Source organism: Milkweed yellows phytoplasma str. MW1 (assembly GCF_000309485.1).
Classification (GTDB): domain Bacteria; phylum Bacillota_I; class Bacilli_A; order Acholeplasmatales; family Acholeplasmataceae; genus Phytoplasma.
Genome location: NZ_AKIL01000035.1, coordinates 1 through 10,571 on the forward strand (window position 1 = coordinate 1; position 10,571 = coordinate 10,571).

The window sequence follows — 10,571 nt, forward strand, 5'->3', positions numbered from 1 at the left end:
AAATTAAAAAAATAAAATTAATTAAAAGAAAGATTTTTTTATATCGATTAATAATAATGATATTAAAAATGATACAACGATAATATCAAATATCGAGTATCATTATCATTATCGATATAAAATATAAAATATCACTCCTTAAAAAGGTTTGATTTTATATAGAATATTTGAAGAGGCAAATGATGATAAAATGATGAGTGAATGATGATAAAACGATGAGTGAATGATGATAAAACGATGAGTGAATGATGATAAAACGATGAGTGAATGATGATAAAACGATGAGTTATAATAAGTTATTTGTTTTATTATTTTTCTTTTATTAAATATCTTTTATAATCTGGACGTATCTTTTTCACCCGATAACCTTGTTTGGTTTTAGTTAAGAAGAATTGAATATATTTTAAATCTTCTTGTCGATAATAGATGATATTTAAACCTTTCTTATAGTTTGTTTTAATCGGTTTATTGTATTTATCTAGTTTATTGGGGTCTATTTGATATAATTGTAAGTTTTCTAGTTTATGAAGATTGATTTTGCCAATTAATTCTTTGATGATATTTTTAGATTCATTTTTATAATTGATTTGAAAGATATCATGATAGGTTTTAAGGGGGTTATTTTGGTTTTTAAGGGGGGGTAAATCTGAAAGTAATAGTTTACTATTACTAGAAGAGAAATTATCATTAATTAAGGTTATTTTTGTTTGTTTAATTTCATCCAAGATTTGAGGATCGACGAAGAGAGTTTGGTTTTTAGGGCGATAATTGGCTTCTTGATAAGTATTTTTCTTTTTAGAATGGGTTATAATGGTCAGGTTGATTAAATCTTGTTTTAAAGTTTGTAAAAAGAGTTTAATTTGGTCTAAATCAGTAGGGGTGGTTTTGGTATTCCATCCGCCGATTTTAATTCCTTGATTAAGGTCGTTTTTCATTTTTATTTTCTCCTTTAAATTTATTTTTGTCATTTTGTTAAAATATTTATTAATTTTTGGCCTAGTAATTGCATGTGCGTGATTCATATTATTAATTTTATTTTTAAAGGTCATATAGGAAAAAATAATACGTTTGTTGTTGTTTAATTGGTATTTTATAATAAATCATTATGTCATGACTTCAACTTTATCTTCACCAAAGAAATGAATGGCTAAATCCACTATTTGTTTCTTTTCTGCTTCTTCATATGAGATGTATGGATCTAAAAAACATTTTTGATAAGCTTCTTTGCCGAATTGGCGTAATAAATCATCAACATCTTTATAAGTTTTGTCATAAGGGGGCAAAATGCGTCTAATTTCATAAGGGATTTGTTGTTCTTTTATTTGTTCTCCTAAGGCTTTGTTTCTTTTTCTTCCAGTTTCGTCATTATCGAGGGCGATAATGACTTTAATCTTTTCTTTTTTGAGAATATCCATTTGGGTTTGGGAAAGTAATTGGGCGACACAAATTAAACCCACGACATTTTTTATGCCGTGTTGCCAACAACTAATGACATCAAAAAAACCTTCATGAATGATGATTGTTTTAGTTTTTTTTATATACGGTAAAGCTTCGAAAAAACGATAACTGAAATGAAAAGTAGGTGTTTGACTAAAATTATTGAGGGATTTATATTTAGGTTGTAAATAAGAAACTTCGCGAAAGTTATTTTGATAAAAATGAAATGTTTTATTATATCCATTTTCAATAGGGATAATGATGGAACCATGGAAAGTATCGTGATAATATTTTTTATTTTGTTGATTGGTTTTTTCTTTAACAAAACCATATTCAACTAATTTGGTTGTATCGATATTTTGTTTTTTACAATAATTTACTAGACGAAAAGATAAAGATTTATCAGATAATGGGGCATAACCTAGTTTAAATTCTTTAATGGTTTCTAGAGTTAATTTTCTTTTTTGAGTTAAATATTCTAATCCTAGGTGAGATTCGTTATTTCGGTTAGTAGTTAATAAATAATGATAATAATCTCTAATTTGGTTAAATAAAGGTGATATTTCTTTAAATAATTGTGTTTTTGTGGTGTTAATTTCTTTTTCATCAATTGGGTTGTTGATTTTATTGGGGCGGAATTGATATTTAAAAGGTTTGTAAGAAATATTAGGGGTTGAAGTTTTTTGTTGGATTAAGTTTTTAAATTCTTGAGTTTTCATAAAGTTATTAATTTTTTCGAGGGCGTTATTGAAGGTTTTAATTCCTCTTATTTCCATATAAACATCAATAATATCGTAATCTTTACAACATTTCCAACAGTGAATCTGGTTATGATCATTGATATGACAACAAGTAGGATTTTGGCCTTGATGGATGGGACAAGGGAAACGATATTTGATATTGAAATTTGATGGTAAAATCTTTAATTTTTTTAATAAAACAATCATGGGGAAATTAGTTTTAATGTGGTTAATTTTGTCTTGATGATTCATTTATTTTACTCCTTTAAAATCCTAATTGATAAGGTAAAACATAACCGATTTCTTGAAATGTTTGGGTGGTCATTTCAAAGTGATATATTAAGGTTTTTTTGGTGCCACTACGATTCTTTTTGATATTGACCTCAATTATTTTTTGATTTTCATTGTCATTAGATTCTAAATAGAGTTGATTTAAGGTTGAATTATAAATATTTAAAGGTTTTTCTTGGCCTTTGGATAATTGGGGTTGGAATTCGGACATGATTAAGACGATATCGGAGTTAGTTTCAATTCCACCACTTCCTTTTAAAGCGGTTATTTCAGGGGATTTGCCATTGTAATTGCTATATGTATCTCTTGAAAATTGAGAGAGAATGATAATAATGATGTTTAATTCCATGGCTAATTGTTTGAGTTTAGTCATAATTTCATCAATGGCTAAACGGTCATTTTCTAAGTGGTTTGTGGTTTTGGTGATTTGAAGGTGGTCTATGACAATCATTTCTGCTTTTTCTTCTAAATGAAGGCGATAAACTAAATTAATAACATAATCAATGTTTTTGCTTTTATCATAACTAAATGATAAATTGATATTAACAAAAAATTGTTTGGCTTCTGTCATCCTCTCCGTGTATTTGAGAGGTGTGATATTGGTATCTTCGAAATTTTTATCTAAAATAACATCTAGGGAAATTTGAGTTTGGTGGGCTAATAAACGACTTAAATTTTCCTCCATTGTCATTTCATAAGAAAATACCAAAATATGAGGATAATGAGAACTTTCTTGTTGTTTGGTTTTGGTTATATCTAAAAGAAGGTTGTAGACAAAAGTTGTTTTGCCTAAACCAGTATGTCCTCCAATAGTGATTATTTGTCCTTTTTTGAATCCTTTTGTGGCTTGATTTAAGTCTCGAAAAGTTTCAGATAAACGGTAATATTCTTCTTGAATTTTTTGTTTTGCTTGGTTGTCGGTGTCAAAAAACTCAGGATAACAAGAGGACATTTGATTTAAAGTTAATAAGGTTTGGTCGGATTTGTGAGGAATAAAAGTCATAAATTTTCTTAATTTATCAAAGATTTCTTGGTAATATAAATGTTTATAATAAGGTTCCTTATTTTCAAAAGAAGGACTAATAATTTTTAAGAGTTGTTGGAACAGTTTTTCTTGGGTATAGGTGTGTTTTAAGTTATCTAAGAAATCAAGGTTATTTTCTTTATTAAAATCATTATTTAAAAAAGATAATGATTCTTTAGTAAAGTTATCTTGGGGGAAATAGGTTTGAAGATAGGTGAGTAATTCTTTGATTATCTCAGTTTGAGATTTTATTTTATCCCAAGGATGAGTTGTTTGTTTTTCTAAAAATAAATATTTTAAAGTTGTAAATATTTTTTTATTTTGGGGATCGAGTAAAGTTTTAGGGTTTATTATTTGGCAGTAAAGATTTAACTTTTCCCATTGGCCTTGTTCAATATAATTTATTAGTTGTTGTAACGCTTTTTGTTCGTTGGTTAACATTTTATATTAACTCCTTTTTTATTTTTTAATGATGTTGATATTAGAAAAAGGTATGAATTGGATGGTAATTAAGTTTTGTAAGAAATCGTTAGCTGAGTTGGAAAATAAGTTAATTACTTGATTAATACCTTGGACTTTTCCGTTTTTGATTTTATTGTTTATTCTTTGAGTTTCGGTTTCGTTGTTGGTTAATAAATAGAACTCAAAACGGGTATCGAGTTTTTTTAATTGTTGTCCTTCTACCATGGTTTGTTTATAGCGGTCTCGGAGACAGGTTTTAAAATTAAACGCCATTATTCTTTTAGTTTCTGTGAATAAAACTAAATCAAATTTAATGTCGGGGATAAAAAATAAATTTACTTGAGGGTATAAATTAGTAAGACCTTTATCGTGTAGGTACAATAAAATGAGGTATTCATTGATTTTACCGCGGATTACTTTTTGACTTTGAGAGTTGATGTTCTTTTGGTTAAAATAATGTTTTAATTGGTTGTGATTGGTTTTCATATATTCGTTAATAGAAAGATTAAAGGTAGTTTTTTTAAAAAAACCTTTTAAGATTTCTACAGTTTGGATATTAGTATTAAATTGTTGAATATTAAAAAAATCTTGGTTAGTTAACATTTGTTATTCCTTTCTTTAAATAAAAAAAGACCTTTAAATTAATGTCTTTGGTTGGTTTTTTTAGTTTTAAAAATTCTTTTTGTTTTCCATGTAATAGCGCCATCTTTATGAATGGTTTTAATTTTTCCATTAGAAAAATAGATGTAAGTGTTTTTGTTTTTACAGGTTTTTTTAGTAATTATTACCATTTGATAGTACTCCTATTTGTTTGATTATTTGTTTTTGGTCAGTTAATGTTGTTTTGCTATTCATCTCTTTTAAGATTAATTTGTGGCCGAGGTTTTTTCTTTCTAAGAATAATTCATATCCTTGGCTTACTTGGTGAAAGTATGATAAAGGATGAGTTTCTATGACGTCTAATTTATGATTTTTTTGGTTTTGTTTGCGTTCTAAACCTAATTGTGGTTTGATTTTGAGATAAACAGTCATATCTGTTTAATAAATTGTTTATTAAGTAAATTAAAAGCTGATAATTTTTATCAATGTTTTAAGGATAAGCTTGATAGGCCAAGTTAGAACCTAACCATCTATCTATTAAAATGATTTTATTAGTTTCTAAATGTGGTTTTATTCCCTCTTCTTGGATTTGTTGCATGTTCGCAAAACTAAGAAGATATCTAGTTAATGGTTTTAATTGGGCATTAGTTAAAAAGATATCACGAAGAGGTTGGCCGATGGAGGAACTTCCTAAACCTTGTAGAGTAATTACTTCGTGGCCTTGTTTTTCTAATTGTTGGCTAACTTTTTGAATTAAAGTTGTTTTACCACGCCATCTAGTCCTTCAAAAACTATTAATTTCATTTTTGTTCTCCTTTGAATTGAATTTTTAGTTAATGGCCGTACCAATTATTGGTTTGTTGGTGTTTTGGTATTTAAAAAAAGGCCAGATAATGAGGATGTGAAATTTGCAAATTGTTTTTTAATGTTTAAAAATAAAAAGGCGGTTTTTAGGCGCTTTTGATGGTTGGAAGGTAAAAAGCTGAAACTTTTAACGCGCGTGTTATTGGGCGTTTATAGACCCTCTTAAAAACAGGGGTATTTATACTCTTACTGGACTTAAAATTAAAAAAGCTGTGCAAATTTGATTGAGGGATTGTTTTAATCATCATTATCTTAATCATCGTCTTAGTTTTCATCGTCGTCATATATTTTTTCAATGGTGCCATTGGGGTGGTTACCAAGTTTGATTTATGAGCTCTCCAGTTTGAGGGTCGAATTCGTCGATGTAATGGATTTTTTTGCAGCCGCCGTAATAGTGTGTTTTTTTCATCAAATTGCCATTAGTTGCGTATTCACTAATATACTTATTATATCATTTGAAAAATATTCGATCTCTTTGATTAATTGTTTTTGCGTGTTATAAATTTTCTTTGCCATTATTGTGTTTCTCCTTTGATTTTAGTTTTAATTTATGATTTTGACAGTTGCTGTTGTTTTTTATTTATATTTTTGGTTTTTGAAAGTAATAGTAATGCGTCTGGTTTTTAATCGTGATAGAGGGTTTGTTGCGTGGTGTAGTAGTGTGCCTAATAATTTATGTTTTTGCGGTTTGTATTTATTTTTTTTGAATTTAGAGGCACGATGTTTTTGTTGGTATTTGGCTTGGATTAAGTAGTATTTGTTCATCTTTATCTTTTGCTCTCGCTTTCTTTGAATTGTTTGGATATACGCAAAAAAGACTCCTATAAAAGGAGTCTTAACTGTTTAAAAAGTTTTAATTTTGCTTAAATGTTTTAAGAAAGTAGTTTGTTGAAGTTCTTTTTTAGCGTTTTGAAGTAAAACTAAATACTTTTTAGCATCGTTGATCATTTTAGTGATAAAATTGTGGTCTAAATAAATTCTGACTACATGATAATCATTATCATTAAAATAAACTAAAAAATAAGCAAATTTAGCTTGTGAACAATAGAGTTGACATTGAACTTGAACCCAATAGTTTAAGGGCACTTCTTTGTTTGATAAAAAGCCATTCCATAATGTTGATATGTTGTTGTTTTCATCGCGATAAGGACATTTGATTTCTAAGAGAGTGTTGGTTTGTTGATTATAACCATCTAAGGAAGCGGAAAACATTTTGACTTCATCATCGGTAAAGATGGTATCATGAAAATTTAGATTAGTTGTTTTTTCAAAGAAAGCACGAGCAATTGGTTCAGTTTTATTACCATGTTCAGTGTATTTGTTGCTTGTGAAAGTAGTACCAAAGATTTTGTCATGAACCAATTGTTCTAAAGAACGAAATTTGTCATTGCCTGTGATGCTACCGATTTCAGAAGCGTTAATATATTGTTTGCGGTGTTGATACCATTCTTTGGTACGTTGAGATAATGTGATTTGCATGGTTATTTTTCTTTCTTAAATAATGAGATGATATATTGGCCTAAATAATAAATAAATTTAATTATATAATGTAAAAATTTAAAAAGAAAATCAATTAAACATAAGAGATGAGGTAAAAATAATAAAAGAATTGTTAATAAAACTAAATTAAGCCATTGGTTTTGGTAATTAAAAAAAAAATTACTTATAGCAGCGAACCAATTATTTAACTTCGTTAACCAAGTATTAATTAGGTTCCACATGATTATTAGTTTTAATAGTGGTTAGATATTGATAAAATTGAACTACTATTCCTTTTTTTAATCTTTGGATGCTTAATTGATAAGTAAAAAGATAGAATTTAATTAAATAAGAGATGAGATAAAAAGGTATTAATAATAAAATAAAGATGATATTAGTAGTTAAAAATGAGGATATTTTTTTCAAGAACATATTTTTAATAGTTCCTTTCTTTTTTAAGTATTGGATAATAAAAAAAGACCCTTGTGAAAGGTCTTTGGATGATATTTTAATTAAGAATTGAGGATTGCTGGTTTTTGAGGAGGGCGGGTGGTGTCTAAAAATTGATAATAAGTTCTAGTTGTCCAACGATCACCTCCAGAACAGCAATCATTTCCGTCGATACACCAATTATCAAAAAAGAAGCCCTTTTGATATCTATAATAATGAGTATTACCATTCTCATCGTATATAGTTCGACTAGAACGTTCGAATTTATTACGGACTTCTTCACCTGAATAATAATGACCATATTTGATGTAACATTGATTTAGCCAATTTATATAATTAGTTATGTATTCTTCAACTAATTTAATTTTTAAAGAATTATCGTTGCAAAGAATTAAATAAATTGTATTATCAGTTTCGAAAAGATGGGAAATTATTTTAACTTTAAAAGGAATATTAAATTTTTTATAGGAAGGTGAAGTGACTTCAAAATAAGTTTCAGCTTCTTGAATTTCTTCATCGTATTTGTCTTCTTTGATTAATGGAGGAAAAGTATATAAATTATTTTCGCGTTTCCAATCACGTATAGTTTGATAAGGATCTAAAGAATCAGGTAATGAGATAATCTTTTTTCTTTTTTGGACGTTAAAATGAAATAAATAAATATTTTTAGCACCGTTTGATAATTTGAGTAAATCTTCGATTGCGTAAGATTGGTTTTCAGACAAAATTCGAATTCCATCATCAAAGTAAATAGCATCTATTTGAATATCATGGAAAGTTTCTTGAGGCAAAGGCAACACTAAACCAGTATTAGGTGTGACGTTGTAACAACCTAATTTGATGAGTTTAGGTTGTTTGATGATGTTCTTTTGTATTAAATAATTATTAATTACTTCTTCTTTACTTTTATTTGCCAAAATCTCAGTTACTATTATTTTGATATTTACGTTTTCATCTTGAGGTTTTTGTTTGGCGTCCCAGAAGACAAAGACTTCTTCGATGGCAATTTCGTATTTGAGAAGGTCTTCTAAGGTGTATTTGTTATCTGCATAGGGGTATTCTATTTTAAAAGGATTTAAACGTGGTTTAAAATAGACTCCTAAAAGGCCTGAAGGAGGATTTTTTAGGTGCCAATGTATAAATGATTCGTTATATTGATTAAATGAAGTTGGTATTTGTTTATTAACGGATGCTGACAAATTGTAATATTTTAAGATATGAGGAATATCGTTTATATCTAAAACGTTCATATCGTGTCTTTTCATTTTTGGTTGGGTGCAAATCCATCCTGTTGCAAAGGTTTCCCAGTCTATTAATTTTATTTGTGATTTTGTTTGTTTGTGAAAATAGTTATGGGCGAAAATAGGGTTAATGAAAAAAATAGTGATTATAAAAGAAAGGGTTATAAAAACTTTTTTAAGGATTTGTTTTTGATCATGGTTTGTTTGCCTCCTTTGGGTTTTTAGGTTTAATGACCTTGTAAGTTGTTGTGTGTTTGGGTAAAAGAAAAAAGGAACCTTCGCGGACTTTTTTTGGTTACTTTATTGTTGGAATTTTTAATATAAAAATAATAATCTCTAAATTGCAAAAATAAAATCGCAAATTTTATTCGTTATTAAAGCAAATTGAGACAATCAAGTATTATTATAACCAAATTAAATTTGAAGAATGATAAGGTATTTTAGAAAATATAATAAAAAAGATAAGCTTGCAAATTTATCTTAATAGTAATATTATTCAAATAATTTATTTTTTCTTTGTATTTCCTTTATGGTTTGGATCATAGGCAATAACAACAAAATGTTTGCCAACAGTTATACCATAAACACGTTCTTTCAAATTAAGAGCTATTTGATAAATAGGTTCATCTTCAGAAAGTATAACAGTACGTTCGAACCCTTTTTTAGAAAGGTTGCCTTTTGGGACTGAATGATATCTAGGTCCTTTATTATACGATTCTTTCATTTGTTGCCATGTATATTCAATATATTTATTTAATAGAATGATAACTTTGTTTAAAACTTGCGCAAATTCTTTTATTTTTTTAAAACTTGAAATATCTGTTAAAGTTTGATCAAATCGATAACGAAAAAGATTATTAACTGTTTGAACCATATTAATAAATGTGTTTAGCATTTTTAGAAAAATATTCTAAAATATCTTTATTTTTAATAATGTTTTTAGAACAATTAGAATTTTTATAATATACATTTTTCCACGGGTCTTCTTCGTGAGTTTGTTGAGATAAAAAATAGGCTTCTTTATCGCCATATAATGAAATAATATCATCAAGAATTTGTTTTTGCGTGGCATTTATTTTAGTTATATCTCCCATTGATAAAGAATCGGGTTTTAATGGTTTATAAGTAAATTCTTTTAGTTGTGTACACAATTCAGGGAAAACAGGGCCGTAAATCCAAGCTTGGATTTGTTCTTTTAAAAAGGGTTTTTTAGTCTGTACTAAATGTTTTGCATGAGCGTAATAAATCATTTTATTTAGCTTCATTTTAGTAGTTGAATGAGGATTGTTTTTAACAATATAAAGAGCAACATCAAAAACATTAACTTTTTCTTTATTTAACATATTTAAACCGCCTTTTTTCTTTTTAATATCTACTATATTGTATAATAATTCTAATTGTTTTTCAAGAGAAAGTATTTTTTGTTGCATTTGTTTTTTAATCATAATTGGTTTTTCTCCTTATGTTTTGGTTTTTTTAGTTAAACAGTTTAAAACTTAATTGCTTTGACAGTTGTTATTGTTTTTGTATCGACAATTTTTGTTTTTTTATTTGGTTTAAATAAAAAAAGGTCCTTAAATAGGACCTTGGTAATTTATTTATTAAACAATTATTCTTTTTTTTATGAGAATTTGTCTTTATTAGAAGATGTTTTGTCGCAAAATTTTTTAAGATTTTTGCATTGGATATTTCCTGACTTTATATATTCAATACATTTTAATTCAAATTCTGATCTTGTTAAATCTTTGAATTTAATACTTCTTTTACATTCTTTTGTTTTTAAAATAACACAAACGATTAAAATAAAATTCAAAATTAAACTTATTATTAAAAATATTAATTGATTCTCCATTTTTAATCCCCTTTTTTTATATTTTAACCCTCATCAGAGGTTATTTCGTAGAGGGAGCTTAAAGAGGATAGGGCGGATTGTTTGTTTTGTTCTAAATCTTCATTTAAATTTTTTTCTAACATTTCTTTAAA

General features: G+C 27.3%; 14 protein-coding genes. All 14 read right to left on the minus strand.

The window, feature by feature from the left end; translation table 11 throughout:
* Positions 1–308: 308 nt before the first annotated feature.
* Positions 309–935: a hypothetical protein gene (locus RI76_RS00560; protein WP_017192178.1), complete on the minus strand. Its 627-nt coding sequence runs from the start codon at positions 933–935 to the stop codon at positions 309–311.
* A gap of 168 nt (positions 936–1,103) precedes the next feature.
* On the minus strand, positions 1,104–2,429 hold the full coding sequence (locus RI76_RS00565) for a toprim domain-containing protein (RefSeq protein WP_017192179.1): 1,326 nt from the start codon (positions 2,427–2,429) through the stop codon (positions 1,104–1,106).
* Between the two features lie 13 nt (positions 2,430–2,442).
* Positions 2,443–3,933 (minus strand): replicative DNA helicase, encoded by a 1,491-nt coding sequence (locus tag RI76_RS00570; RefSeq protein ID WP_017192180.1) that lies wholly within the window; start codon positions 3,931–3,933, stop codon positions 2,443–2,445.
* Between the two features lie 18 nt (positions 3,934–3,951).
* Entirely contained in the window at positions 3,952–4,557 is a 606-nt protein-coding gene (locus tag RI76_RS00575; protein WP_017192181.1) for a hypothetical protein, read from the minus strand.
* 38 nt (positions 4,558–4,595) lie between these two features.
* The gene (locus tag RI76_RS03140) at positions 4,596–4,745 is read right to left on the minus strand and encodes a hypothetical protein (RefSeq protein WP_017192182.1); all 150 of its coding nucleotides are present in this window, start codon (positions 4,743–4,745) and stop codon (positions 4,596–4,598) included.
* The gene (locus RI76_RS03260; protein ID WP_261974324.1) at positions 4,729–4,986 is read right to left on the minus strand and encodes a hypothetical protein; all 258 of its coding nucleotides are present in this window, start codon (positions 4,984–4,986) and stop codon (positions 4,729–4,731) included. The genes RI76_RS03140 and RI76_RS03260 overlap by 17 nt, the downstream gene beginning before the upstream one ends.
* Before the next feature lie 58 nt (positions 4,987–5,044).
* Positions 5,045–5,308, minus strand: a complete 264-nt coding sequence (locus RI76_RS03265) for a dTMP kinase (protein WP_315971946.1) — start codon at positions 5,306–5,308, stop codon at positions 5,045–5,047.
* A gap of 423 nt (positions 5,309–5,731) precedes the next feature.
* Complete coding sequence (locus RI76_RS03385; protein ID WP_425311469.1) at positions 5,732–5,857, minus strand: DUF2963 domain-containing protein; 126 nt, start codon at positions 5,855–5,857, stop codon at positions 5,732–5,734.
* Between the two features lie 137 nt (positions 5,858–5,994).
* Positions 5,995–6,183: a hypothetical protein gene (locus tag RI76_RS02860; RefSeq protein WP_083857328.1), complete on the minus strand. Its 189-nt coding sequence runs from the start codon at positions 6,181–6,183 to the stop codon at positions 5,995–5,997.
* A gap of 78 nt (positions 6,184–6,261) precedes the next feature.
* Positions 6,262–6,897, minus strand: a complete 636-nt coding sequence (locus tag RI76_RS00585; RefSeq protein WP_017192185.1) for a YqaJ viral recombinase family protein — start codon at positions 6,895–6,897, stop codon at positions 6,262–6,264.
* 225 nt (positions 6,898–7,122) lie between these two features.
* Positions 7,123–7,329 (minus strand): hypothetical protein, encoded by a 207-nt coding sequence (locus RI76_RS00595; RefSeq protein ID WP_017192187.1) that lies wholly within the window; start codon positions 7,327–7,329, stop codon positions 7,123–7,125.
* Positions 7,330–7,409: 80 nt separating this feature from the next.
* A complete protein-coding gene (locus RI76_RS00600; RefSeq protein ID WP_017192188.1) occupies positions 7,410–8,597 on the minus strand; it encodes a hypothetical protein in 1,188 nt (395 codons plus the stop codon).
* 496 nt (positions 8,598–9,093) lie between these two features.
* Positions 9,094–9,483 carry a hypothetical protein gene (locus RI76_RS03270; RefSeq protein WP_017192190.1) on the minus strand — a complete coding sequence of 130 codons (390 nt, stop codon included), beginning with the start codon at positions 9,481–9,483 and terminating at the stop codon, positions 9,094–9,096.
* The gene (locus RI76_RS00610; RefSeq protein WP_017192191.1) at positions 9,464–10,033 is read right to left on the minus strand and encodes a Panacea domain-containing protein; all 570 of its coding nucleotides are present in this window, start codon (positions 10,031–10,033) and stop codon (positions 9,464–9,466) included. The genes RI76_RS03270 and RI76_RS00610 overlap by 20 nt, the downstream gene beginning before the upstream one ends.
* Positions 10,034–10,571: the final 538 nt, after the last annotated feature.

Coding starts and splice junctions, on each gene's coding strand:
- RI76_RS00560 (WP_017192178.1), bottom strand. CDS start 935: ATGAAAAACGACCTTAATCAAGGAATTAAAATCGGCGGATGGAATACC.
- RI76_RS00565 (WP_017192179.1), bottom strand. CDS start 2,429: ATGAATCATCAAGACAAAATTAACCACATTAAAACTAATTTCCCCATG.
- RI76_RS00570 (WP_017192180.1), bottom strand. CDS start 3,933: ATGTTAACCAACGAACAAAAAGCGTTACAACAACTAATAAATTATATT.
- RI76_RS00575 (WP_017192181.1), bottom strand. CDS start 4,557: ATGTTAACTAACCAAGATTTTTTTAATATTCAACAATTTAATACTAAT.
- RI76_RS03140 (WP_017192182.1), bottom strand. CDS start 4,745: ATGGTAATAATTACTAAAAAAACCTGTAAAAACAAAAACACTTACATC.
- RI76_RS03260 (WP_261974324.1), bottom strand. CDS start 4,986: ATGACTGTTTATCTCAAAATCAAACCACAATTAGGTTTAGAACGCAAA.
- RI76_RS02860 (WP_083857328.1), bottom strand. CDS start 6,183: ATGAACAAATACTACTTAATCCAAGCCAAATACCAACAAAAACATCGT.
- RI76_RS00585 (WP_017192185.1), bottom strand. CDS start 6,897: ATGCAAATCACATTATCTCAACGTACCAAAGAATGGTATCAACACCGC.
- RI76_RS00595 (WP_017192187.1), bottom strand. CDS start 7,329: ATGTTCTTGAAAAAAATATCCTCATTTTTAACTACTAATATCATCTTT.
- RI76_RS00600 (WP_017192188.1), bottom strand. CDS start 8,597: ATGAACGTTTTAGATATAAACGATATTCCTCATATCTTAAAATATTAC.
- RI76_RS03270 (WP_017192190.1), bottom strand. CDS start 9,483: ATGCTAAACACATTTATTAATATGGTTCAAACAGTTAATAATCTTTTT.
- RI76_RS00610 (WP_017192191.1), bottom strand. CDS start 10,033: ATGATTAAAAAACAAATGCAACAAAAAATACTTTCTCTTGAAAAACAA.